Raw genomic sequence first — 23,687 nt, 5'->3', positions numbered from 1 at the left:
GCTACACGAGCAGCTGGTGCTTCGCGAGGTCGCGGTAGAGCGGCGTCGAGACGACGAGCTCCGCGTGCGTGCCGGTGCCGACGACGCGGCCCTTCTCGACGACGACGATGAGGTCGCTGTCGACGACGGTCGAGAGCCGGTGCGCGATCACGATGAGGGTGCGGTGCTCGGCGACCGCGTCGATCGCCTTGCGGAGCAGCTGCTCGTTGAGGCCGTCGAGGCTGGACGTCGACTCGTCGAGCAGCAGGATCGGGGGAGCGGACAGGAGCGTGCGCGCGATCGCGAGGCGCTGGCGCTCGCCGCCGGAGAGCATGATCCCGTCCTCGCCGACGGGCGCGTCGAGGCCGAGCTCGTTGCGCGCGAGCACCTCGGTGAGGTTCACGGCGTGCAGGACATGGACGCAGTCCTCGTCGGTCGCGTCGAACGCGGTGAGCGTGAGGTTCTCGCGGAGCGTCCCGGCGAGCACGGGCGCGTCCTGCTCGACGTAGCCGATCTGGCGGCGCAGGTCCTCGCGGTCGAGCGTGCGGATGTCGCGCCCGCCGACGCGCACGACGCCGGAGGTCGGGTCGTAGAAGCGCTCGATGAGGGCGAGGATCGTGCTCTTGCCGGCGCCGGACGGGCCGACCAGCGCGATCCGGGTGCCGCGCTCGGCGCGGAAGCTGATGCCCTGGAGGACGCCGCCGCCCGTGCGGTCGGCGCCGGGGGCGGAGTCCGCCGCATCCGCCGTGTCCACCCGGGATGCGGGCGCCGCGGCCGTCACGGCACCGTCGGAATGCGCGTCCGCGTCCGCCGCGACCGGGTACGCGAACCGCACGTCCACGAGCTCGACGGCGGGCGCGTCCCTGCGGTCCTCGCCCGCGGGCGCGCCGTCGCGGAGGCGGCCGGCGGTCTCGGCGTCGCCGTCGGTCTCCACCGGCAGCTTCACGATCTCCTGGATCCGGCCGAGCGCGCCGAGCGCCTGGTTGACCGCGGTCACGGCGCCGAAGGCCTGGCCGAGCGGCATGATCATGAGGAAGAGGAACAGGATGAAGGCCACGAGGTCGCCGACCGTGATGGCGCCCGACGCGACGCGGAATCCGCCCACGCCGACCACCACGAGGAACGACGCCTGCAGCGCGATGCCCGCGATCGGCACGACCACGGCGGACGCCTTCGCGACCTTGATGCCCATCTCCCACGCGCCCTCGGCGTCGGCCTCGATGGTGCGGCTCTCCCGGTCGGTGGCGTTGCTCGCGCGGACGGTGCGGATGGCGCCGATGGCGCGTTCGACGCTCGCGGCCAGGTCGCCGACCTTGCGCTGGGCCCGCTGGCTGGCGACGCGGATCCGGCCGGAGAGCCCCACGACCGCGACGACCGAGACCGCGACGACCAGCACGGTGAGGCTGAGGAGCACGGGGTCGATGATGAGCATCGCGATGATGGCGCCGAGGAACGTGACCGCGCCGCCGATCGCCTCGACGAGGCCCTGCGTGAGCACGGCGCGCAGCAGCGTGGTGTCGGAGCCGACGCGCGAGACGAGGTCGCCCGTGCGACGCGTGTCGAACTCGGAGATGGGGAGGCGGAGGATCCGGCGCACGAGCGTGCGACGCGACGAGAGCACGATGCCCTCGCCCATGCGCTGCAGCAGGTAGTGCTGGTAGCCGGACAGCACCCCGGACACGACGACGAGCCCGACGAGCGCCCACACGAGGACGCCCAGCTGGCCGCCCTCCTGCACGACGCCGACGACCCGCTGCACGAGGAGCGGCTGGCCGAGGCTGGCGGCCGCGCCGAGCACGCTCAGCACCACGACGAAGGCCATGAGGCCGCGCTGCTCGAGGATGTAGGGGAGCAGCTCCGAGAAGCGGGCGCGGGGGCCGTCGTCGGCCGAGTCGCGGCGGGCGAACGGGTTGCGGGAGCGGGCGCGCGGGGCGGCGGAGGCGGGGCGGGCGGTGCTCATGCGTGGTCTCCCGGATGGTGATCCTGATGTGCGGCGGCGGACCTCGGGTGTCGGGCGGAGGCCGCTGCCGAGGCGGCGGCGGCGGCGCCCGATGCCGGCTGCGTCGCGCCGCCGTCTGGACTCTACGCGCCGACGGCTGCGCGTCCGCCCCCGCCCGGCGGGCGTCGGGTCGTGGGAGGGTGGCAGCGGGACATCCGAGCACGGAGGACGCACATGCGGGGATCGGCAGCGTCGCGTCCGTCCGTGGTCGTCGCCGGGGACCTCGGGGCGTCCGCCCTCGTGGTGCTCGTGCTGTGGATGACGGTCCCGGCGGGCGGGGGCGTCCTCCTGGCATGGCAGGTCGCGCTCGCGGCGGCGGCCGTGGGCGGCCGGCCTCACGGGGGATCCGTTCGTGCTGGCCGCCGCCGCCCTCCACTCCGCTGCCCGCTCGTCGGCTCGACCGGTTCCCGCACGGGCGGCGGCGGGCGTCGCCGTGGCCGCCGGCGTCATGGTGGGGATCCTCGCGCTCGTGGCCGCCCCGGCGTTCGAGGAGGGCATCCGCGGCGCGCTCCTCAGCCTGGTCGTCCTGGGCGGTGCGGCGACGGCGGGCGTCGCCGCGCGTCGCGCGGAGCACCTCGCCGTCGAGAACGGCGTCCTCGCCGAGCGCGCGCGCATCGGGCGAGACGTGCACGACGTCCTCTCGCACTCGCTGGGGGCGATCGGGGTGCGCGCGGGGGTCGCCGCGCACGTGCCGACGCTCGAGGCGGCCGCGCTGCGCGCGACCCTCGCGGAGGTGGAGCGGACGGCGCGGTCCGGCGTCGCCGAGCTCGGCCTCCTCCTCGCCGCGACGCGCGCCGGTCCCGACGAGCTCATCCCCGACGGCGCGCTGCCCATCCGCCTGCGCGAGACCGTCGCGGCCGCGGAGGCGGCCGGCATCGCGGTGACGCTCGCCGCCGAGGGGCTCGAGGTCCTGCAGGGTCCCGAGCGCGTCGCCGTGCACCGCGTCGTCCGCGAGGCGGTGACCAACGTGATCCGCCACGCCGGGGCCGCGCGCTGCGACATCGCGGTGCACGCGGACGACGCGTCGATCCGGATGTCCGTCGCCGACGACGGCGGCGGCCGGATGCCGCTGGCGGAGGGCCACGGCCTGCGGGGCCTGCGGGAGCGCTTGGCGATCCTCGGGGGCACGCTGGACATCCGCGACGCGGACGGCGCCGGGGTGCGGGTCGACGCGGTGATCCCGCGGCCGCCGGCCGCCCACGGCTCGGGGCCGCGGTCGTGACCGGCGCGTCGTCGCCCATCCGCGTCGTCGTCGCCGACGACGAGGGGCCGCTCCGGGCGTCCTTCCGCCTCCTGATCGACGCCGAGGAGGACATGGCCGTCGTGGGGGAGGCCGCCGACGGGGCCGCCGTCGTCCGCGTCGCGGCGGAGACGCGGCCGGACGTGGTGCTCATGGACGTGCGCATGCCGGGCGTCGACGGGATCGAGGCCACCCGTCGCCTGCGCGGGCGGGCCGACGCGCCGCGCGTCATCGTCCTCACGATGTTCGACGCCGACGCGCACGTCGACGGCGCCCTCCGCGCGGGCGCGTCCGGCTTCCTGCTCAAGAACGTCCCGCCCGCGGAGCTCGTGCGCGCCGTGCGCCTGGTGCACGCCGGGCACGCGCTCCTCTCGCCGGAGGTGACGGCGCGCGTCATGCGGCTGGCGACGGGGGAGGGACGCACCCCGCCGCCGCCCGATCCGCGGTCTGGCCGCTTGACGCGCCGGGAGCGGGAGACGCTCGAGCTCGTCGCCCGCGGGCGGTCGAACCAGGAGATCGCGGCGGATCTGTTCGTGACGCACGCGACGGTCCGCACCTACGTCAGCCGCCTCCTCACCAAGACCGGGTCGCGGGATCGCGCGCAGCTGGTGGTGCTCGGCTACGAGTGGGGGATCGTCGGCGGCTGATCCTGCGGCTCTGTCGACATCAGCATGACGACAGGGAGGCCCGGCGTCGATCGACTGGTCGCATGATCCAGATCTCGCACCTCGTCAAGCGCCGCCGCGGCAGGACGCACGTCGACGACGTCTCCTTCGACGTGCGGCCCGGCCGCGTCACCGGCCTCCTCGGCCCGAACGGCGCCGGCAAGAGCTCGACGATGCGCGTGCTGCTCGGGCTCGACGCGGCCACCTCCGGCACCGCGCTCATCGGCGGCGTCCCGTATCGCGCCCTCCGCGATCCCCTGCTGACGGTCGGCGCGATGCTCGACGGGCCGGGCGCGAACCGCGGCCGCACCGTCGCCGCGCACCTCACCTGGATGGCGCAGAGCAACGGGCTCCCGCGTCGCCGCATGGACGAGGTCCTCGAGGTCGTCGGCCTCCCCGGCGAGCGGCGCACCCGCGTCGGCAGCCTCTCCCTCGGCATGGGGCAGCGGCTCGGCATCGCGGCGGCGCTCCTCGGCGACCCGCAGATCCTGGTGCTGGACGAGCCCACCAACGGCCTCGACCCGGACGGCATCCGGTGGATCCGCCGGTTCCTCCGCGGCATGGCCGACGAGGGGCGCACGGTGCTCGTGTCCAGCCACCTGATGAGCGAGATGGAGGACACCGCGGACGATTTCGTCGTCATCGCGCGCGGACGCGTGGTCGCGCAGGGCGGGTCCGCGGAGATCACGACCGGCTTCCCCTCGCTCGAGAGCGCGTTCTTCGCCCTCACGGAGGGCGGGGCCGACCACCGGTCCGGCGACGTGGCGTCCCGGGATCGCGCATGAGCGTCCGGGGCCTGGCCGCCTCCGAGCTGACGAAGGCGCGCACGCTGCGGGCGATGCCGATCCTCGCCGCCGTGGCGGTCCTCGCCACGTGGCCCATGGCGTGGACGAACGCCGCGTCCGGCGCCGACATCCCGGCCGACGACCCGCGGCTGTTCTCCTCCGTCCCCATCCCGACCGAGTACCAGGGGTTCGAGATGGCGGGCTTCGGCTACGTCCTCATCGTGGCGCTCGGGGCGCTCTGGGCGGGTGGGGAGCACGGCGCCGGACGGCAGATCCGCAGCACGCTGCTCGCCTCCCCGCGCCGTGTCCCCGTGTTCGTCGTCTCGGCCGCCCTGCTGGCCGTCGTCACCGCGGTCGTCGCGTCCCTGACCATGTGGGGCGCCATCGTGATCACCCACGCGTCCTCGGGTGGGGACGTCGACCCGTGGCGGCTGACGCCGGCCATCTGGGTGCACCTCGGCGGCGTGACCCTCGCGTGGGTGCTCACGGCGCTCATGGCGTTCGCGATCGGGTCGCTGGCGAGGACGGCGATCCTCCCGCTCGTCCTCCTGCTGCCGCTCGTGGTCGGCATCGGCGACCTCCTCGCGGGAGCGTGGGCGGGCGCGCGGTTCCTCCCGGTCACGGCGGGGGCGGCCATGTACTCCGACCCGGCCGCTGGGGCCTACCTCCCGCCCGTGGTCGGCGGCCTGGTGCAGGCCGCGTGGGCCGTCGTGCTCCTCGGCGTCGCGCTCGTGGTCTTCGCCCGGCGGGACGCATGAGCGCCCTCGGCCGGGCGATCCGCATGGAGGTCACGAAGGGCCGCACGCTGCGCAGCGTGCAGGCGACCGCGCTCGCCGCGGTGCTGGTCCCGCCGATCGTCACCGTCGTCCAGGCGCTCGCGGCGGATCCCGCGGCCGGCGCCGCGGGCGCGGTCCCGGTGGAGTCCCTCGGCTTCTCCACGGCGGGCCTCGCGCAGCCGCTCGTGATCCTCGCGGCCGTCCTCCTCACGGGCACCGAGCACGTGGACGGGCAGCTGCGGTCCACCCTGCTGGCGGTCCCGCGACGCGGGGTCGCGCTCGCCGCGAAGGCCGTCGTCGTCGCGGCGCTCGCCGCCGTCGTGGCGATCCTCGGGGCGAGCGCGGCGGTGCTCGTCGCGCACGCGGCGCGGGGCGACGACGGCCCGCCCGTGTCGGGTCTCACCGCGGGGATGGCGGGGAACCTCGTCGGGGTCGTCGTGAACTTCGCGCTCATCGGCCTGCTCGCCGCTTCGGTCACCGTGCTCACGCGGTCGCTCGTGGTGCCGCTCGTGGTCCTGGTGCCGCTCGTCCTGGGGCTCACGGTCTCGCTCGTCGGGCTCGTGCCGGCGGTGCGGTACCTGCCGGACCTCGCCGGGATCCAGCTCCTCACCGCCTACCCCGGGGTGGGGCTGCTGGATCCGGTGCCGGGCGCGCTGGTCATGCTCGCGTGGACGGGGGCGCTCGGCGCCGCGGCGGCGCTGTCCCTCCTGCGCCGCGACGCGTGAGCCGCGGGCCGTGGCCGTGGCCCGGCCCCGCCGCGTGCGGCCGCCGCGATCCCGCATTCCTGCCCATGGTGGAAACCCGCTCCGCTCCCTAGGCTGGCTTTCCGTGCCCACCCCCGTCATCACCGCCGACCGCCTCGTGAAGAAGTACGGCGACCACGTCGCCGTCGACGGCCTCTCCTTCGAGGTCGCGCCCGGCGAGTCCTTCGGGCTGCTCGGCCCGAACGGCGCCGGGAAGTCCACGACCATGCGCATGATCGGCGCGGTCTCCTCGCGCACGGGAGGGTCCCTCGACATCCTCGGGCTCGACCCCGACACGCACGGACCGGAGATCCGCTCGCAGCTGGGCGTCGTGCCGCAGGCCGACAACCTCGACCTGGAGCTCAAGGCGCGCGACAACCTCATCGTCTACGGCCGCTACTTCGGCCTGCCGCGGAAGCAGGTCGCGGCGCGCGCCGACGAGCTGCTCGAGTTCGCGCAGCTGAGCGACCGCGCCGGCGCCAAGGTCGACGACCTCTCCGGCGGCATGAAGCGACGCCTCACGATCGCGCGCGCCCTCATCAGCGACCCGCGGATCCTGCTGCTCGACGAGCCGACGACGGGCCTCGACCCGCAGGCCCGCCACATCCTGTGGGACCGCCTGTTCCGCCTCAAGGAGCAGGGCACGACGCTCGTGCTGACCACGCACTACATGGACGAGGCCGAGCAGCTGTGCGACCGCATCGTCGTGGTCGACGAGGGCCGCATCATGGCGGAGGGCTCGCCCGCGTCCCTCATCCGCGACCACTCGAGCCGCGAGGTGCTCGAGGTGCGCTTCGGCTCCGACCGCAACGAGTCCGCGTCGCGCGAGATCGCCGGGTACGGCGACCGCGTCGAGGTGCTGCCCGACCGCGTGCTCGTCTACGCGTCCGACGGCGAGGCCGTGCTCAGCCGGATCCTCGAGCAGGGCCTGAAGCCCATCACCACGCTCGTGCGCCGTTCCAGCCTCGAGGACGTCTTCCTCCGCCTCACGGGACGGAGCCTGGTCGAGTGAGCGCCGTCGACACCCGCGCGGCCGCCCTCGCCGGTGGCGTCCGCCCGCGCCGCTTCGGCGGCTGGTACGCCGCCGAGCACCGCCTGCTCGGGATCCGCGCCTACCTCGGCACCGCGCTCGCGACCGGCATCGGGAGCCCCTACGTCTACCTCTACGCGCTGGGCGTGGGCCTCGCGACGGTCGTCGACCGCGGCACCGACGCGAACCAGGCGCTCGGCGTCAGCTTCCTGGTCTTCGTGGCGCCCGCGCTGCTCGCGACGAGCGCCATGACGGTCGCGAGCGAGGAGTTCAGCTACCCGATCTTCGGCGGCTTCAAGTGGAACCCCGTGTTCCAGGCGATGAACGCGTCGCCGCTGAGCCCCGCGCAGATCATCGACGGCCAGGTCATCGGCGTCGCGATCCGCATGGCGCCCACGTGCATCGCCTACTTCGCCTTCATGCTCCTGTTCGGCGCGGTGCCGCTCGGCACGGGGTTCCTCGCGATCGGCGCCGCCGTGCTCACCGGCATGGCGATCGGCGTGATGCTCATGGCCTACGTCGCGACCCTCACGCAGGACACCGGACAGATCGCCATGGTGATGCGCTTCGTGATCACCCCGCTGTCGCTGTTCTCGGGCACGTTCTTCCCGCTCACGCAGTTCCCGGTCGGGCTGCAGTGGATCGGCTGGATCTCGCCGCTCTGGCACGGCACCGAGCTCGGCCGCGTCGCGACCTACGGCATGGAGGAGCCGCTCTGGCTCACGGTCGTGCACGTCGCGTACCTGCTGCTCTGGCTCGCGGTGGGCTGGACCCTTTCGCGCCGCGTCGCGACGAGGAGGCTGCGCGCATGACTGGATCCACGATGCCCGCGCCCGCGCCCGCCGCGCGTCGGAGCCGCGGCGGCCCCCGCGCGCTCTACGCCGGCAACGCCCGCTCGGTGCTCTCGCGCGGCCTGCTGGCCACCCGCAGCACCAATTGGACCGTCGTCCTCTCCGGCTTCTTCGAGCCCGTCTTCTACCTGCTCGCGATGGGGATCGGCCTCGGCTCGCTCGTCGGCGACGTGACCACGAGCACCGGCCAGCCCGTGCCGTACGCCGCCTACATCGCGCCCGCCCTCCTCGCGGTCTCGGCCATGAACGGCGCGGTCTACGACTCCACTTGGAACGTCTTCTTCAAGATGAACCACTCGAAGCTCTACCAGGGCATGCTCGCGACCTCGCTCGGCCCGCTCGACGTGGCGTTCGGCGAGATCGGCCTGGCGCTGCTGCGCGGCGTCGTCTACTCGTCGGGCTTCCTCGTCGTGATGCAGGTGCTCGGCCTCAACCTGTCGTGGTGGGCGATCCTCGCGCTGCCGTCGGTGGTACTGATCGCGCTGGCCTTCGCGAGCTTCGGCATGGCGGTGACGAGCTACATGAAGACGTTCCAGCAGATGGACTGGATCAACTTCGTCCTGCTGCCCATGTTCCTGTTCTCCGCGACCTTCTACCCGCTGTCGGTGTACCCGCCGTGGATCCAGACGGTCATCCAGGCGCTCCCGCTCTGGCACGCGGTGGAGCTCGTGCGCGGCTTCACGACGGGCGCGCTCTCGATCGCGGTCCTCGGCCACGTGCTCTACTTCGCCGTGATGACGGCGATCGGCCTGGTCTTCACGACGCGGCGGCTGCGGGTCCTCTTCCTCGACTGAGGCCGCCCGCCACGAGCCCGAGCCCGGCGCCGCCCATAACGACGGCCGCCGCGGCGATCGCGACCGGGTAGGCGGCGGGCTGCGCGTCCGCGGGGATGAGGGCGAGCGCCTGCGCCGTCACGACGGTCGCGAGGAGCGACGCCGCGGCCAGCACCGTCGACGTGAGCGACGAGACCCGGCCCATCGCGCCGACGGGCGCCTCCGCCTGGAGGATCGGGCCCTGCGAGACGAGGAAGACCGCGAAGACGAGGCCCGCGACCCCCATGAGGATCGCCGCGGGCAGGAACGCGCGCACGGTCGAGTACGCCGCGTAGGTGAGGCCGAGGGCGACGAGCGCGGCCGGGAGCGCGCGCTCGGGGCGGAGGCGGGCGAGGAGCGCGGGCGCCGTGAGGGATCCGACGAGGCCGCCGACCGCGAACATCGCCGTGACCACGCCGTACTCCGCCGCCGTCAGGCCCATCGTGGTGAGGGCGACGAGGGCGAGGGTCGCGTTGTTGACGCCGAGCGTCACGCCGTACGCGGCGAGGCCGGCCACGAGGACACGCAGGCGCGGCGAGGCGCGCACGATGCGGATCCCGGCGGCGAGCTCGGTGCGGAAGCGGGCGCGGGCGGAGGCGACCGACGGATCCGCTTCCGCGCCCGCCGTCGCCCCGCGCTCGCGCACCGCGAGCACCAGACCCGCCGACGCGAGGAACGACACGGCGTCCATCACGAGCGCGGGCTCCGGCCCGAACGTCGCGTAGACGGCGGGGCCGGTCATCGCCGAGAGGATCCCGACGCCCGTGCTCGCGAGCAGCGAGCGTCCCGCGGCGGCCGCGCGGCGGTCGGGGTCGGGCACGGGCGGCCTCCGATCGGTCGTCTCCTCCCCACGGTAGCGGCAGGCGCGGCGGTGCCCGGGCGGTGCCGGGCGGGGGGATCCGCTCGGTACCCTGGCCGAGAGCGCCACCCGGGCGCGGCCGGCCACGGGCCGGGGGAGGCAGGTGCCCATGGGCCGCGTCGTGGTGCTCGGATCGCTCAACGTCGACCAGGTGGTGCGCGTCCCGCGGCACCCGCAGCCGGGGGAGACCCTCATCGGATCCGATCCCGAGCGGCTCTGGGGCGGCAAGGGCGCGAACCAGGCGGTCGCCGCGGCCGACGCCGGCGGCGAGGTCGCGATGGTCGGGGCCGTGGGCGACGACGCCGATGGATCCGCCTACCGCGCCCGCCTCGCCGACCGCGGCATCGACGTGTCCGGCCTCGCGACGATCGCGGGCGCTACCACGGGCCTCGCGATCATCGCGGTGGACGACGACGGCGAGAACACGATCATCGTGGCGCCCGGCGCGAACGCCCGCGTGACCGACGCCCACCTCGATCCGCTCGACGCGCTCGCGGCGGGCGACGTCCTGCTCGCCTCGCTCGAGCTGCCCCTCGACACGGTGTCCGCGGGCGTCCGCCGCGCGCACGCCGCCGGAGCCCGTGTCGTGCTGAACCTCGCGCCCTTCGCCGCGCTGCCCGACGACGTGCTCGCGCTCGCGGATCCCGTGGTGGTCAACGAGCACGAGGCGGGCCTCCTCCGCGAGTCGGGCACGCCGGCGCCCGCGTCGCTGCTCGTCACGCTCGGCGCCGAGGGCGCGATGTGGGGCGGCGTCGAGGTCCCTGCGTCGCGGGTCTCCCGCGTCGTCGACACCACGGGCGCGGGCGACGCCTTCTGTGGCGCGCTGGCCTCCGCGCTCGCCGCGGGCGCCGACCGCGAGGGGGCCCTGGTCGTCGCGGCCGACGCGGCAGCGGTCGTCGTCCAGCGGCAGGGCGCGCAGCCGGCGGACGGCTGATCCCCGTGGGCGACGCCGCGCCGGATCCGCAGCCGTCCGCCGCAGCCGTCGTCGCCGTCGTGCGCGCGCTCGCGACGCCGCCGTGGCCGCGTGATGCGGCGGACGCGGAGCGCACGCTCGCCCGCCTCGGCGTGCATCCGACGGGCGAGGTCGATGCGCACGCCCCCGACTCGGACCTCCGCGCCCTCACCGGCGGACCCGACGCCGTCCATCGCCTCTCGTACGGCACCCACGCGGGCGAGGTGGCGAGCGTCGGCTTCTTCCTGGCGCGGCACGGCGGCCCGCGGGATCCGCTCGTCCGACGCGACCACGACGAGCTCGTCGCGACCCTCGCGGCGGCCTTCGGCTCCCCCCGCGCGGTCTTCCATGATCAGCCGAGCCCCGTGGTGTGGGACGTGGGCGAGCTGCAGGTGGGCGTCCAGCTCTTCGACCGCGTGGGCAGCAGCGTCATGGTGTGGGTGGACGACCGCGAGCGGTCCGCGCGCGCCGAGGCGGCGACGGGGGACGACCGGGTCCGCGGCTAGCGGATCCGCCGGCGTGGCATGCGTGCGCGGCGCCCGCCCCGGTCGCGCGACAGCGGGTAGGCGCGGTCGAGCCGCGGGCTGAGGAGGAACAGGGACGCCGCGTTCGCCAGCATCAGGCCGCCCGCCCAGTACGCCGGGACGACGACGATCGCCAGGTTCGGCAGGACGTCGGCGGCGATCGAGAACACGACCCCGAGGGTCAGCAGCACGCCGAACCCCGCGAAGAGCGACCGGACGCCGTCGGTCACCGCGTCGCGGCGCTCCTGCTGCTCCTCGGCGCGGGCGTCGAGCGCCACGACCGTCTGCCCGTAGTCGTCCGCGGGCGCCGTCGCGAACAGCTCGCGCACCGGCACGTCGAACGCGCGGGCGACGAGCGACAGCGTCTCGAGGCTCGAGTCGTTCCCCGCCTCCAGGCGCTGCACCGTGCGCACCGTGATGCCGCTGGCCGCGGCCAGCCGGCCCTGCGTCCATCCCCGCTCGCGGCGGAGGTCCGCCACCCGTGTCTCGTGCATGCGTTCAGCCTGGCCGACGGATGCCACGCGCACCACGTCGCGGGGCCGACATCCGCCCGACATCCGCCCGACAGCGGGCCGACAGCCGAGGCCGCGTGAGGATCCGCGCGGTCCCGTGCCAGGCTGGGCGCATGCCGCCGGATCCCCGCACGCGCTTCCGCGAGCAGGCGGAGGGGGCGCTCGTGACCTTCGCCGGCACCGTCGCCTACCTGCTGTTCCAGGTGGCTCGTCGCACCGAGGTGCGCACCGAGGGCGACCGGGTGCTGGTCGTCGTGTGCACGATCGGGGCGATCGCGACGGCGGCGGTGGTCCTCGTCGTCGTCACGCGCGGAGCGCTCCGGCGTCGTCGCGAGCGCGCCGGCGCGGACGGTCGGGGGGTGGAGCCGCGGACCGACGGCCCCGCCGACGGACCGGGCTCCTAGCGGCGCAGCCCCCGACGGCGCACGACCTCCACGCCGAGCGCCACCAGCAGGATCACGGCGCCCGCCGCGGCGACCCACCAGGCGACCTCGATGCCGGCCGGCTCCTCGCCGGCGATGCCGCCCATCACGGCGCCCAGCGCCACGGCGACGACGAGCGCGCCGAACCCGGCCAGGGTCGCCGCGAGGATCCTCATGTCCGCGACCGTCACACCGGCTGCAGGGCCCGCTGCGCGCCGGCGGGCAGCTCCACGCGCACGGCGTCGTCGGGGCGGACCTCGCCGCCGGTGATCACGACGCCCATCACGCCCGACTTCCGCACGACGTTCCCGGCCGCGTCGCGGTCGAGCACCGCCTTCATGGCGCCCGCGCCGAGCGCGTCGATCTGGATGCAGGGGTTGCGGAGCCCGGTCAGCTCCACCACGGCGTCCGCGCCGAGGTGGAGGCGCGTGCCCGTGGGCAGGTCGAGGAGCGGGACGCCCGCGGTCGTGACGTTCTCGCCCAGGTCGCCGGGGCCCACGGCGAAGCCCTTCTCCGCCAGCTCGTCGTGCAGCTCGGCGTGGACGAGGTGCACCTGGCGCAGGTTCGGCGCGTCCGGATCGCGGCGCTTGCGCGAGAGGTGCTGGACCGTGGTGCCGAGGTGGGCGTCGCCCTCGACGCCGAGGCCCGCGAGGAGCGTGATGGAGGCGCGGACCGGCTTGGAGAACGCGTGGGCGTCGTCGCGCGCGACCGCGAGGACCCGGGGGGAGTCGGACGGCTGCATGCCAGCGACGATAGCGGCGCGGCCCACGTCGGGCGACCCCCCGGACGGGACGGGGGCGCGCATGCTCGCGGGGTGCGTCCGCCCGGCTAGGTTCGGGGCATCGACGGGGATGGGGATGCGATGCGCGCGACGGCCATGAGCGGATCACCGAGGACGACGCTGGTGGCGGGCCTCGCCTCCGCGGGAGCGCTGCTGCTGCAGCCCGGGCTGCTGGGCGGCTCCCGGATCCAGCCGACGCCCGACATGGCGTCCAGCATCGTGCTGCAGGGGCCCGTGGTGACCGTGGCCGCGCTGGTCCTGTCCGTGCTCGCCGCGGTGGTGCTGGTGCGCGGCGTGCGCGGCGAGCCGGGGCTGATGCGGGCGTCCCGCGCGGCGGGCTTGGCGGTCCTAGTGGTGGCGGGCGCGCAGGTCGCGCTGGCGCTGACGAGCGCGCTGATCGGCCTGACCGTCTCGGACCCGACGGAGTCGGTGCCGCCGTGGGCCCCGATGTTCCTGTCCCAGGCGGCGGTCGCGGTCCACGCGATCGCGCTCGTGGTGCTCGCCGTCGTGGTCGTCCGCGGGCGGCTGCTCGAGCCGGTGGCCCGCGTGTCGCTCCTGGTCCTCGCGCTGGCGACGACGGTGTCCTGGCTGTCCCAGACGGGCATCGCGGCGTTCCTGCAGGGAGACGGGTGGTTGCCGCTCCTGGTGCTGCTGCTCCTCGCGCTGCGGACCGTGATCCTCGTGGCGTCCATCGGCCTCGTGATCGGCCTGCTGGTGCACGGCAGGTCGGCGGCGATGCGGGCGCGGGCCGAGGCGATCCACCGGGCCTGGTGAACGACGGAGGGCCGGGCCGTCGCGTCGACCGGCCCTCGGCGCGCACCGTCAGCGGGCGGTGGCGGCAGTGCTCCGCGACTCGCCGTGCTCGCGCAGCACGAGGAGCGCGACCAGCGAGATCGCGGACGCGACGCTGAGGTAGACGCCGACGAGCATCACGCCGCCGCCTCCGATGTCCCAGAGCCAGGTCGCGATGAACGGCGCGACGGCCCCGCCGATGATGCCCGCGAGGCTGAAGGCGAGGGAGGCGCCCGTGTAGCGGACGTCGGCGGCGAACAGGCCGGGCAGCAGGGATCCGACGGCGCCGTACCCGATGCCGATGAGCGCGAAGCCGAGGATCACGAACACGAGCGTGCCGGGCAGGCCCGCGGCGAGCAGGGGGTCCATCAGCAGCCCGAACACGACCGTGCCGGCGGCGCTCACGGCCACGATCGGCCGGGCGCCGCGCCGCTCCGCGAGCACGCCCGAGACCACGATGGCGATCGCGAAGAACACGACGCCGACGAGGAGCATGAGCAGGAAGTCGGTGCGGGCGTAGCCGAGGCCGGCGTGGAACGACGCCGCGTCGAACGGCTTGCCCGCGGCGGTGGCGGCGGCCTGCGCGACCTCCGCGGTGCGCGGCGACGTGCCGTAGGTGACCGTGAACGTGGTCATGAGGTAGAAGAGCGTGAAGATGGCGAGGAGGGCGAGCGCCCCGAGGATCAGCCCGCGCCAGCCGGTGCGGATGGTGCGGCCGAGCGGCAGCCGGGAGGTCGCGCCGCGGTCGAGCACCGCCTGGAACTCCGGCGCCTCGACGAGCTTCACGCGCACGTAGAGGCCGACGAGCACGAGCACGGCGCTCGCGAGGAACGGCACGCGCCAGCCCCACGACTGCAGGCCGGCGGGGGAGAGCGTGAGCGAGAGCACCAGGAACAGGCCGGTGCTGAGGAAGAACCCGATGGGCGCGCCGAGCTGCGGGAACGTGCCGTAGATCGCCCGCTTGCCCGCGGGCGCGTTCTCGGTCGCGAGCAGCGCCGCGCCGCCCCACTCGCCGCCGAGCCCGAGGCCCTGGATGAAGCGGAGCACGGCGAGGGCGGCGGGGGCCGCGATCTCCCAGCCGGGCGTGAGGCCGCTCGGCAGGGACCCGATGAGCACCGTGGCGATGCCCATGGTGAGCAGCGAGGCGACGAGCGTGCGCGTGCGGCCGAACCGGTCGCCGAAGTGGCCGAAGAGCACGGATCCGATGGGCCGGGCGAAGAACGCGACGCCGAACACGGCGAGCGACTGGAGCTGCGCGACCGCGGGGTCGGCGTTCGCGAAGAACACGGCCGGGAACACCAGCACGGCGGCGGTCGCGTACACGTAGAAGTCGAAGAACTCGATCGACGTGCCGATGAGGCTGGCGACCAGGACGCGCGAGCGCGGGTTGGCCGGGGCGGCGATGGAGGGGGCTGTGGCGGGGGCAGCGGACATGGCGGTGGCTTCCGACTTCAGGGACGGGGAGACGCCACGGATCGTGGCGCGCCGACGGTACCGGCGCTCCCCGCCCCTCGGGGGCCATCGTTCACATGACGCGTGTCAACTGATGTTGCCGGCGTAGTCCGCGTCGCGCGTCTCGCGGCTGATGATCAGCGCCACGAGCGTGATCGCGGCCATGGCGCTCAGGTACACGCCGACGAGCAGCACGTTCCCGTCGAGCAGCTGCCACAGCGCCACCGCGATGAACGGCGCGACCGCGGCGCCGAGGATGCTCGCGACGTTGTAGCTGATCGCGGATCCCGTGTAGCGCACGTTCGTCGGGAACAGCTCCGGCAGCACGGCGCCCATCGGCCCGAAGGTGAGGCCCATGAGCGTGAAGCCGATGATGAGGAGAGCCATGGTGCCGACGAAGCCGCCCGAGAACAGGGGCACGAAGAGCAGGCCGAACACGAGGATCCCGACGGTGGTCGCGATGAGCATCTTCCGGCGGCCGAACCGCTCCGCCAGGGGTCCCGAGACCAGGGTGAAGACGCCGAAGAACACGACGCCCACAATCAGCATGAGCAGGAAGTCGTTGCGCGCGTAGCCGAGGCCCGCGGCGAACGTGTCCGCGTTGAAGGGCTTGCCGGCGGCGGTCGCGGCGGCCTCGGCGGTGGCGGCGTCGCGCGCGGTGGTGCCGTAGGTGAGCGTGAACGTCGTCATCAGGTAGAAGAGCGTGTAGGTCGCCAGCATGATGAAGGTGCCGAGGATCAGCGGGCGCCAGCTCGTGACGAAGACGCGCGCGACGGGCAGCTTCGCGACCTCGCCGGAGTCGACGACCTTCTGGAACGCGGGCGTCTCGATGAGCTTGAGGCGCACGTAGAGGCCCACGATCACGAGCACGGCGCTCGCGAGGAACGGCACGCGCCAGCCCCACGCCTGGAACTGCTCGGGGGTGAGGCCGACGCTCAGCGCGAGGAAGACGCCGTTGGCGACGATGAAGCCGATGGGCGCGCCGAGCTGCGGGAACGTGCCGTAGATGGCGCGCTTGCCGACGGGCGCGTTCTCGGTCGCGAGGAGGGCGGCGCCGCTCCACTCGCCGCCGAGGCCGAGGCCCTGGCCGAAGCGCATGATCACGAGGAGCGCGGGGGCCGCGACCTCCCAGCCGGGCGTGAGCGCGGTGGGGAGGCAGCCGATCAGCACGGTCGCGATGCCCATGGTGAGCAGCGACGCGACGAGCGTGCCCTTGCGGCCGACGCGGTCGCCGAAGTGCCCGAAGAGGATGGATCCGATGGGCCGCGCGATGAACGCGACGCCGAACACCGCGAACGACGCGAGCTGCGCGACGGTCGGGTCGTCGTTCGCGAAGAAGAGCGCGGGGAAGACGAGCACCGCCGCGGTCGCGTAGACGTAGAAGTCGTAGAACTCGATGGACGTGCCGATGAGGCTCGCGATGATGACGCGCGAGCGCGAGTTGCCGGCGGGCGGGGTGGCGGTGGACGGGGCGGCGGTGCGGGCCGCGGGGGTCGTGGACATGCGTGGAGACGGCTTTCGGCTGGTGCGGCGTGAGCGGCAGGGGCGCGCGGAGGGGGCGGGCGCGCCGGTCGGGCGCGGGCGCCGGGTGCGGCGGAGTCGAGGGGCCACTCGTGATGGCCTCGCCGAGTTTACGCCCCTGGGGAGAAGCTGTGCGCGGTCCGTAGGCTGGGGTCGACCGGCGGATCCCCGCGACGCCGCCCGACCACGAGGAGCCCCATGGAGCACGAGACCGGCCGCCAGGTCCTCCCCGGGCTCGCGAAGCTCTGCGGCGTCGGCGCGTTCGCCGCGGTCGCGACCGGGTTCTGGTACCTGGCGATCCCGTGCGTCGCCGTCGTCGTGATCTGCGTGATGCAGCTGCGCCGGTGGACGCACCAGGAGCTCGAGGAGCGCGCCCGGCTCGCCGAGGAGCCGACCGAGGAGGACCAGGCGGAAGCGCTCCGGTGGGACGCGGACGGCGGCGTCGCCCTCGACCCGCGGCCGTCGGAGGAGCCGGGGCCGGACGAGCGGCGCTAGCCCCCGGGAGCGAGCGCGGGCGCGTCGGGCGGGCGGGCATCCGCGGCCGATCGGCGCCGCCGCACGAGCCCCGTCAGGTCGTGCGCCGACAGCGACACCGCGAGCACGGCGGCCAGCACGAGCGCGAGCGCGGGAGCGGCGACCGCCCACGGGGCGCGTTCCGCGTAGGCGCTGCCCTCGCTGAGGATCAGGCCCCACGCGGGCGTCGGCCGGGCGCTGCCCAGGCCGAGGAAGCCCAGGGCCGCGAGCGTGAGGGCGACGCCGGGGAGCCGCAGCATCGCGTTCCGCACGACCGGGCCGACGACGGCGGGCAGGAGGTGGCCGAGGAGGATCCGCGCCCGTCCGACGCCGAGCACCGGCAGGATCCGCACGTGCGGCTGCGCGCGCGCCTCCTGCATGAGCGCCCCGGCGTGCGCGGCGAGCGGCGCCCAGCCGACGGCCGCCACGGCGATGGCGGCGCCCGCGGTCGACGGGCCCTGGATCGCCGCCACCACGATGCCCGCCAGGATCGGCGGCGCCGCGTTCGCCACCTCGACCGGGCCGATCGCCGCGCGCGGCAGGAGCCCGAGCGCGAGCCCGATGACGCAGCAGACGACGACCACCACGAGCGCGGTGCCGAGCGTCGTGACGGCGCCGTGGCCGACGCGGCCGAGGAGGTCGCGTCCGCTCGCGTCGGCGCCGAAGGGGAGCGCCCACGAGGGCGGGGCGAGGCGGCCCGCGGTGGTGGCGAGGGGATCCCGGGCGAGGCCCGCGACGACGATGAGCGCCAGGAGGCCCGCGGCGACGACCGGGACGACGGCGTCGCGGCGGCGGCCGGGGACGCGCGCGTCGGGAACGGGCAGCGATCCGAGGCGGAGGGCGGGGCCGAGGAGCGCACGGCGGGCGAGGTCGGCGAGGATGCCCGCCGCGACGGCGACCGCGAGGAGCGCGAGCACGCCCGCCTGGAGCGCCGGCACGTCCTGGCTGCCGGCCGCGCCGAGGGTCGCGCGGCCGATGCCGGGGATCGCGAACACCTGCTCGACCGCGACCGCGCCGCCCGTGAGGCCCACGAGCACGAGCCCGATCTGCCCGAGCACCGACGGGAGAGCGCGGCGCAGCACCGCGACGGTCGTGCGCGCGGGCGGCAGGCCCGCCATCGCCCAGGTCGCGACCCAGCGCTCGGCGGACGCCGCCCGGATCGCGTCGGCGAGGAGGCGGCCGATGAGCCCGCCGGCGGGGATCCCCAGGGCGAGCGCCGGGAGCACCGCGTTCGCGGGCCCGTCCCAGCCGGACGGCGGGGCCCAGCGCAGCCCGACGGCGACCACGACGAGGAGCGCGGTCGCGAGCAGGAACTCGGGGAGCGCGGTGAGGACGGCGGCCAGGGCACCCGATCCGGAGGCGCGGCGCCCGCGCGTCGCGTCGAGGAGGGCGGGCGCGCAGAGCAGCGCCGCGACCACCACGGCGACCGCGATCGCGAACGCCATCAGCGTGAGGGAGACGCCGAGCGCGGCGAGGGTGCCGGGGAGGACGGGACGGCCCGAGATCCACGACGTGCCGAGGTCGCCGCGGACGACGCCCGCGAGCCAGTCCGCCGAGACGGCGAGCGGCCCGCGGTCGAGGCCGAGCTGGGCGCGCACCGACGCGAGCGCCTCCGGGGTCGCCTCCAGGTCGGCGTAGCGCGCGCGGAGGATCGTGTACTCGGGCGAGCGCCCCGAGAGCCAGGGGAGCGCGCCGACGAGCGCCACGAGGCCGCCGACGGCGACGACGCGGGACGCCCCGACGACGAGCCCGTCGCGCGCGCGGCCCATCAGCGCGTGACGCGCGTGTCGCCCGTGATGAGCGCGCGCTCGCGGGGATCGCGCACGGCGCCCGTCACCCCGGCGGCCTCGCCCTGGATCACGCGCTCGTGCAGGAGCGGCACGGCGGCGTCGTCGGCGAGCACGAGCGCCTCGACCCGCATGATCGCGGCGCGCCGCTCGGGCCCGGCCGGGAGCGCGGACGCGTCGGCGAGGGCCTGGTCGACCGCGGGATCGCACTCCTGCGAGATGTTGAACGAGCCCTGGCACGCGAAGTCGCTGTAGAGGTACGCGGCGGGGTCGCCCGAGTCGAGCACGGTGGCGCGCGACAGGATGAAGGCGTCGAACTTCCCCGCGAGCGCGTCGGCCTCGATGTACTGGTACTCGCGCACGTCCTGCGTCACCTGGAACCCGGCCGCCTCGAGCTGCTGCTCCAGCTGCACGGCGACCTCGGGGAGCTCGGCGCGGTCGGTGAAGGTGCCGAGGGTGATGGGGACGCCGTCCACCTTGGCGGGGGTCGCGCGGCCCGCGAGCGCGTTGCGGTAGGAGGCGCCGTCGCGGAGGTCGGCGGCCCAGGGCAGGGCGGGTCCGAGGAGCCCGGCGGCCTCGTCGGCCCGGCCCTCGTAGACGCCGGAGACGAGCGCGGCGCGGTCGACCGCGGCCTGGGCGGCGGCGCGCACGGCCGGATCCGCGAAGGGCCCGGTCCGCGTGTTGAGGTACAGCGTGTTGGTGCGCGGCATCGCGACCTCGTGCAGGAGCTGCGGATCCACCTGCGCGGCCTGGCCCACGGGGATCGCCTCGACCACGTCGGCCGTGCCCGTGCGGAGGGCGGCGGCGCGGGCGGTGCCGTCGGGCACGAAGCTGACGTCGATGCCGGCGGACGCGGCGCGCCCGCCCCAGTAGCCGTCGAACCGGTCGAGCGTGGCGGAGGACGTGCCGTCGACCGCGGTGAGGCGGAAGGGGCCCGTGCCGGTGCCGACGGGCGAGACGGTGCCGTCGGCGCCGTACGCGGAGGCGGCGAGGATCGCGAGCTGCGGGCTCGACATGCGCTGCGGCACGAGCGGGTCGGGCGTCGCGGTGCGGACGACGAGCCGGTCGCCGTCCGCGGTCGCGGTGAGGTCGACGCCGTCGAGGATCCGCGGCTTCGGGCTCGCGGTCGCGGCGGCGGTGAGCGAGGCGGCGGCCTGCGCGGCCGTGAGGGTCGTGCCGTCGTGGAAGGGCACGTCGGGGCGGATGTCGAAGGCCCACGTCAGGTCGTCGACGCGGGTCCAGCCGGTGGCGAGCTGCGGCTGCGCGTCGCCGAGGTCGTCGAGGGTCACGAGCGTCTCGGCCGTGCTCCAGCGCGCGAGCTTGAAGGCGTCGTCGCTGAGCGGGGTGAGGCCGGAGCGCGGCGGCTGCAGCATGGCGAGGCGGATGCGGCCGTCGCCGTCCTGTCCGCCTCCCGTGGTGGATCCCGGGCTCGCGGCGAAGCAGCCGCTGAGGGCGAGCATCGACGCGGCGGCGAGGGCGATGAGGGCGGCGGAGCGGGCGGGGCGGGGACGTCTAGCGGGCATGGGGTCCTGTCTCGGGGATGCGCGGGGCATCGACGGCGATGCGCGGGGCATCGGGGGTGGTGGTCGGGGGCGCGGTCGGGCGGGCCGGCCGGGCCGGGCGCGCCGGGCGCCCGGGGGCGGCGTCGGGCGTGGGCGCGGGCAGCAGCCGGGGCAGGCCGACGGCGGCGGCGACGGGCAACGCGGCGAGGATCAGCCAGGCGACCGCGGGCGCGGAGTCGAGGAGGGATCCGACCACGCCGCCGGCGACGAGCACCGCGATGCCGCCGCAGCTGGCGAGCAGGCCGTAGAACGACGCGGTCGGGCGGCCGGCGGCGAAGGACGGGACGAGCTCCATGGTCACGGGGCCCGCGGTCATGTGGCCGAGCGTGAGGCAGACGACGAGGACGGCGGCGGGCACCAGCTCGGCGCCCGCGGGCGGCGGCACGACGGACCCCAGCGCGAGCGCCGCGAAGCCCGTCGCGGTGATGCCGAAGCCGCAGGTGAGCGCGCGGCCGGGGCCGAGCCGCTTCGCGAGGAGCGCGACCGGCCACTGCAGCGCGAGGGTGAGGAGCGAGACGGCGAGGAACGCGGATCCGACCGCCGCTGTGCCGTCGCCCGCCCGCGCGAGCTCGAGCGGCAGCCCGAGGTAGAGCTGGTTGTAGGCCACGAGGTCGACGGCGAACAGGGCGGAGAAGGCGAGGAAGCGGCGGTCGCGCACGGCGGCCCAGCGGTCGTCGGCCTGCGCGGGCAGGGCGTTCGCGGCGGGCGCGGCGGGTGCGGATCCGGCGGACGGCGAGGCGTCGGCGAGCCTCGCGTCCGCCGGGATCACGCACCACAGCGCCACCCCCACGGCCGCGAACAGCGCCGCGCCCACGAGCACCGTCGCGGAGAACCCCAGCCCGAGCAGGGCCGCGCCAGCGAGCGGACCCACCGCAGCGCCGACCTCACCCACCAGCACGAGCGCCGCGAACAGCGACGGCCGGCCGGGTCGCCGGGTGGTGCGCGCCCGCGCGTCGGCGGCCGCGACGAGGCTCTGCAGCGCCGGGCTGAACAGGGCGCCGCCGAGCCCCGTGAGGATCGCGCCGACGAGGAAGCCCGGCAGGCCCGCGGCCAGCGCGAGCCCGAGGTAGCCGCTCACGCGCACGAGGCAGCCCGCGGCGATGAGGGTGCGCGGGCCGAACCGGTCGGCCAGCATCCCGCCGAGGAGGAAGAGGCCCTGCTGGCTGAAGGTGCGGGCGCCGAGCACGAGGCCGATCGCGAGCGCGCCGAGGCCGAGGTCGTCGCGCATGACGACGGCGAGGAACGGGACGACCGCGTAGAAGCCGAGGTTGAACACGAGCTGGCTGGAGAGGAGGACGGCGGCGTGGGGCGCGGCGGAGCCCGGGCCCGCGGGCCCGTGAGGGTGGGGCGCGGTCATGCGGTGAGCGCTCCCGGCAGCCGCGGCACGGCGTCGGCGAGCTCGCGCGTGGCCGGATGCACGGGATCGGCGAGCAGGCACGCGGTCGGCCCCTCCTCGACGATGCGCCCGCCCGCCATCACCACGCTCCGCCCGCACAGCCGCGCGATGGCGTCGAGGTCGTGCGACACGAGCACGAGCCCGAGTCCCCGCTCGCGCACGAGGCCGCCGAGCAGCTCGATGATCCGGTCCCGCAGCGGCAGGTCGACCCTGCTCACGGGCTCGTCGGCGAGCAGGATCCCCGGGGACGTCGCGATGGCCCGGGCGAGCGCCACGCGCTGCGCCTGCCCGCCGGAGAGCTCGCGGGGCCGCCGGTCGGCGAGCGACGCGGCGAGGCCCACGTCGTCGAGGGCGCGCGCGACGATCGCGGCGTGGTCGCCCGGCACGTCGAGGCGGCGCAGAGGCTCGCGGATCAGCTGCCGCACGGTCATGCGCGGCTCGAGGCTCGCGCCCGGATCCTGCGGCACCGCCTGCACGCGCCGCCGGTACCAGCGGAGCGCGGATGCGCGGCCGGGCGCGACGGCCCGGTCCCCGAGCGCCACGGTCCCCGCGGTCGGCGCCTCGAGCGCCAGCAGCACGCGCAGCAGGGTCGACTTGCCGGAACCCGAGCGGCCCACGATCCCGACCGTCTCGCCGGGCGCGACGCGGAACGTCACGTCGTCGAGCGCGGGCGCGGGTCCCGGCGCGCCGGACGCCCGGGCGGTGCGGGCGATGCGCCGCGCGGCGGGGTCGCGACGCGGCGGGTACCGGTGCGTGATCCCGGTGGCGGTGAGCGCGTCGGGCGACGCGTCGGCCCGGTGGAGCGCGTCCGTCATCGGGCCGCCACCGCGCCGAGCGGGGCCGCGGCGGCTCCCGCCGCCGACGTCGAGACCGCGTCCGCGGATCCCCCGGGCGCCCGCCGGGAGGCCGCGGCGACGAGCGCCCGGCTGTACGCGTGCCGCGGTCGCCGCACGAGCTCGCGCATCGACCCGGCCTCGACGACGCGACCGGCCTCGAGCACGACCACCCGATCGCACAGGGCCGCGGCCACCGCGAGGTCGTGCGTGATGAAGAGGAGCGCCTGGCCGGTCGCGTCGAGGCGGCGGCGGATCACGTCGACCACGCGCGCCTGCGTCACGACGTCGAGCGCGGTCGTCGGCTCGTCGGCCAGCAGCAGGTCGGCGCGGCAGAGGAGCGCGAGCGCGAGGCAGACGCGCTGACGCTGGCCGCCCGACAGCTCGGCGGCGAAGGCGGGGAGCGCGCCGTCGGGATCGTCGATGCCCACCTCGGCGAGCAGGTCCCGCACCTCGCGCCGCGCGTCCGACCGGGTGAGGAGCCCGCCGTCGGCGGCGGATCCGCGGGCCCGGCTCGCGCGCAGCGCCGCGACGAGCTGCGCGCCCACCGTGACGAGCGGGTTCAGCGCCGCGAGCGAGTCCTGCTGCACGGCGGCGACGCGGCCGAGGCGCTGGCGCGGCGCGGACGCACCGACCGCGCGGCCGCCGAGCTCGACGACGCCGCGCACCCGGGATCCGGGCGGCAGCGTCCCGAGCACGGCCTGCGCCGTGAGCGACTTGCCGGAGCCGGACGCCCCCACGAGCGCCACGCGCTCGCCCGCGCCGACGCGGAGGTCCACGTCGTGGACGAGCGGTGCGCCGTCGATCGCGATCGACAGGGAGCGGACGTCGAGGGCGGGAAGCATCGGGCCCCCGTCCGTCCGCGCGCGGTGCCGGACGGTCCGGCGGCGCTCCCGACGAC

25 protein-coding genes are annotated in these 23,687 nt (G+C 75.8%); 13 read left to right on the top strand and 12 right to left on the bottom strand.

Going from position 1 to position 23,687, the window contains the following annotated elements:
- Position 1 precedes the first annotated feature (1 nt).
- Positions 2-1,939, bottom strand: a complete 1,938-nt coding sequence (locus B5P21_RS12770; protein ID WP_094171230.1) for an ABC transporter ATP-binding protein — start codon at positions 1,937-1,939, stop codon at positions 2-4.
- Positions 1,940-2,330: 391 nt separating this feature from the next.
- Between B5P21_RS12770 and B5P21_RS12765 the strand changes: the two genes are divergently transcribed.
- The 8 genes from B5P21_RS12765 to B5P21_RS12730 all read left to right on the top strand — a co-directional run bounded on the left by B5P21_RS12765 (position 2,331) and on the right by B5P21_RS12730 (position 8,862).
- Positions 2,331-3,200: a sensor histidine kinase gene (locus tag B5P21_RS12765; protein WP_052663225.1), complete on the top strand. Its 870-nt coding sequence runs from the start codon at positions 2,331-2,333 to the stop codon at positions 3,198-3,200.
- A complete protein-coding gene (locus B5P21_RS12760) occupies positions 3,197-3,865 on the top strand; it encodes a response regulator transcription factor (protein ID WP_045529122.1) in 669 nt (222 codons plus the stop codon). The genes B5P21_RS12765 and B5P21_RS12760 overlap by 4 nt, the downstream gene beginning before the upstream one ends.
- A 62-nt stretch (positions 3,866-3,927) precedes the next feature.
- A complete protein-coding gene (locus B5P21_RS12755) occupies positions 3,928-4,668 on the top strand; it encodes an ABC transporter ATP-binding protein (RefSeq protein WP_094171228.1) in 741 nt (246 codons plus the stop codon).
- Positions 4,665-5,426 carry a hypothetical protein gene (locus B5P21_RS12750; RefSeq protein WP_045529118.1) on the top strand — a complete coding sequence of 254 codons (762 nt, stop codon included), beginning with the start codon at positions 4,665-4,667 and terminating at the stop codon, positions 5,424-5,426. The genes B5P21_RS12755 and B5P21_RS12750 overlap by 4 nt, the downstream gene beginning before the upstream one ends.
- Entirely contained in the window at positions 5,423-6,169 is a 747-nt protein-coding gene (locus B5P21_RS12745) for an ABC transporter permease (RefSeq protein ID WP_052663224.1), read from the top strand. Before B5P21_RS12750 ends, B5P21_RS12745 begins: the two co-directional genes overlap by 4 nt.
- Positions 6,170-6,272: 103 nt before the next feature.
- On the top strand, positions 6,273-7,199 hold the full coding sequence (locus B5P21_RS12740) for an ABC transporter ATP-binding protein (protein ID WP_045529116.1): 927 nt from the start codon (positions 6,273-6,275) through the stop codon (positions 7,197-7,199).
- A complete protein-coding gene (locus B5P21_RS12735) occupies positions 7,196-8,029 on the top strand; it encodes an ABC transporter permease (protein ID WP_094171227.1) in 834 nt (277 codons plus the stop codon). The genes B5P21_RS12740 and B5P21_RS12735 overlap by 4 nt, the downstream gene beginning before the upstream one ends.
- Positions 8,026-8,862: an ABC transporter permease gene (locus tag B5P21_RS12730; protein ID WP_080939329.1), complete on the top strand. Its 837-nt coding sequence runs from the start codon at positions 8,026-8,028 to the stop codon at positions 8,860-8,862. The genes B5P21_RS12735 and B5P21_RS12730 overlap by 4 nt, the downstream gene beginning before the upstream one ends.
- Here B5P21_RS12730 and B5P21_RS12725 read toward each other — a convergent pair.
- Positions 8,825-9,700 (bottom strand): MFS transporter, encoded by an 876-nt coding sequence (locus B5P21_RS12725; RefSeq protein ID WP_236688694.1) that lies wholly within the window; start codon positions 9,698-9,700, stop codon positions 8,825-8,827. The genes B5P21_RS12730 and B5P21_RS12725 overlap by 38 nt on opposite strands.
- Before the next feature lie 148 nt (positions 9,701-9,848).
- Here B5P21_RS12725 and B5P21_RS12720 point away from each other — a divergent pair, with 148 nt between their 5' ends.
- Together B5P21_RS12720 and B5P21_RS12715 are read left to right on the top strand one after the other, a co-directional pair.
- Positions 9,849-10,673 carry a ribokinase gene (locus B5P21_RS12720; protein WP_172457210.1) on the top strand — a complete coding sequence of 275 codons (825 nt, stop codon included), beginning with the start codon at positions 9,849-9,851 and terminating at the stop codon, positions 10,671-10,673.
- Positions 10,674-10,678: 5 nt separating this feature from the next.
- On the top strand, positions 10,679-11,197 hold the full coding sequence (locus B5P21_RS12715; protein WP_094171226.1) for a DUF6301 family protein: 519 nt from the start codon (positions 10,679-10,681) through the stop codon (positions 11,195-11,197).
- On the opposite strand, the gene B5P21_RS12710 is transcribed toward B5P21_RS12715, so the two are convergent.
- Entirely contained in the window at positions 11,194-11,709 is a 516-nt protein-coding gene (locus B5P21_RS12710) for a helix-turn-helix transcriptional regulator (protein ID WP_045530480.1), read from the bottom strand. The genes B5P21_RS12715 and B5P21_RS12710 overlap by 4 nt on opposite strands.
- Positions 11,710-11,840: 131 nt before the next feature.
- Between B5P21_RS12710 and B5P21_RS12705 the strand changes: the two genes are divergently transcribed.
- Positions 11,841-12,131, top strand: a complete 291-nt coding sequence (locus B5P21_RS12705; protein ID WP_045529101.1) for a hypothetical protein — start codon at positions 11,841-11,843, stop codon at positions 12,129-12,131.
- On the opposite strand, the gene B5P21_RS12700 is transcribed toward B5P21_RS12705, so the two are convergent.
- Complete coding sequence (locus B5P21_RS12700) at positions 12,128-12,325, bottom strand: hypothetical protein (protein ID WP_045530478.1); 198 nt, start codon at positions 12,323-12,325, stop codon at positions 12,128-12,130. The two genes, B5P21_RS12705 and B5P21_RS12700, sit on opposite strands and share 4 nt — an antisense overlap.
- Before the next feature lie 11 nt (positions 12,326-12,336).
- Positions 12,337-12,891, bottom strand: coding sequence for an MOSC domain-containing protein (locus tag B5P21_RS12695; protein ID WP_094171431.1), 555 nt, complete (start codon positions 12,889-12,891; stop codon positions 12,337-12,339).
- A gap of 162 nt (positions 12,892-13,053) precedes the next feature.
- Here B5P21_RS12695 and B5P21_RS12690 point away from each other — a divergent pair, with 162 nt between their 5' ends.
- Positions 13,054-13,704, top strand: a complete 651-nt coding sequence (locus B5P21_RS12690) for a hypothetical protein (protein ID WP_246865288.1) — start codon at positions 13,054-13,056, stop codon at positions 13,702-13,704.
- A gap of 48 nt (positions 13,705-13,752) precedes the next feature.
- On the opposite strand, the gene B5P21_RS12685 is transcribed toward B5P21_RS12690, so the two are convergent.
- Positions 13,753-15,156 (bottom strand): MFS transporter, encoded by a 1,404-nt coding sequence (locus B5P21_RS12685; protein WP_045529099.1) that lies wholly within the window; start codon positions 15,154-15,156, stop codon positions 13,753-13,755.
- A gap of 105 nt (positions 15,157-15,261) precedes the next feature.
- Positions 15,262-16,677 (bottom strand): MFS transporter, encoded by a 1,416-nt coding sequence (locus B5P21_RS12680; protein ID WP_045529098.1) that lies wholly within the window; start codon positions 16,675-16,677, stop codon positions 15,262-15,264.
- Between the two features lie 216 nt (positions 16,678-16,893).
- On the opposite strand from B5P21_RS12680, the gene B5P21_RS12675 reads away from it, so the two are divergent.
- Entirely contained in the window at positions 16,894-17,190 is a 297-nt protein-coding gene (locus B5P21_RS12675; protein ID WP_045529097.1) for a hypothetical protein, read from the top strand.
- Here B5P21_RS12675 and B5P21_RS12670 read toward each other — a convergent pair.
- Genes B5P21_RS12670 through B5P21_RS12650 form a run of 5 tightly spaced genes read right to left on the bottom strand, consistent with a single transcriptional unit; the run spans position 17,187 to position 23,631 of the window.
- A complete protein-coding gene (locus B5P21_RS12670) occupies positions 17,187-18,977 on the bottom strand; it encodes an ABC transporter permease subunit (protein WP_094171224.1) in 1,791 nt (596 codons plus the stop codon). The two genes, B5P21_RS12675 and B5P21_RS12670, sit on opposite strands and share 4 nt — an antisense overlap.
- The gene (locus tag B5P21_RS12665) at positions 18,977-20,518 is read right to left on the bottom strand and encodes an ABC transporter substrate-binding protein (protein ID WP_094171223.1); all 1,542 of its coding nucleotides are present in this window, start codon (positions 20,516-20,518) and stop codon (positions 18,977-18,979) included. Before B5P21_RS12665 ends, B5P21_RS12670 begins: the two co-directional genes overlap by 1 nt.
- Positions 20,508-21,914 (bottom strand): MFS transporter, encoded by a 1,407-nt coding sequence (locus B5P21_RS12660; protein ID WP_045529093.1) that lies wholly within the window; start codon positions 21,912-21,914, stop codon positions 20,508-20,510. The genes B5P21_RS12665 and B5P21_RS12660 overlap by 11 nt, the downstream gene beginning before the upstream one ends.
- A complete protein-coding gene (locus tag B5P21_RS12655; RefSeq protein ID WP_045529092.1) occupies positions 21,911-22,768 on the bottom strand; it encodes an ABC transporter ATP-binding protein in 858 nt (285 codons plus the stop codon). Before B5P21_RS12655 ends, B5P21_RS12660 begins: the two co-directional genes overlap by 4 nt.
- Positions 22,765-23,631: an ATP-binding cassette domain-containing protein gene (locus tag B5P21_RS12650; RefSeq protein WP_045529091.1), complete on the bottom strand. Its 867-nt coding sequence runs from the start codon at positions 23,629-23,631 to the stop codon at positions 22,765-22,767. Before B5P21_RS12650 ends, B5P21_RS12655 begins: the two co-directional genes overlap by 4 nt.
- Positions 23,632-23,687: the final 56 nt, after the last annotated feature.

This window comes from Clavibacter michiganensis subsp. insidiosus (assembly GCF_002240565.1).
GTDB lineage: Bacteria > Actinomycetota > Actinomycetes > Actinomycetales > Microbacteriaceae > Clavibacter > Clavibacter insidiosus.
This window is presented reverse-complemented; position numbering and strand designations above follow the sequence as displayed.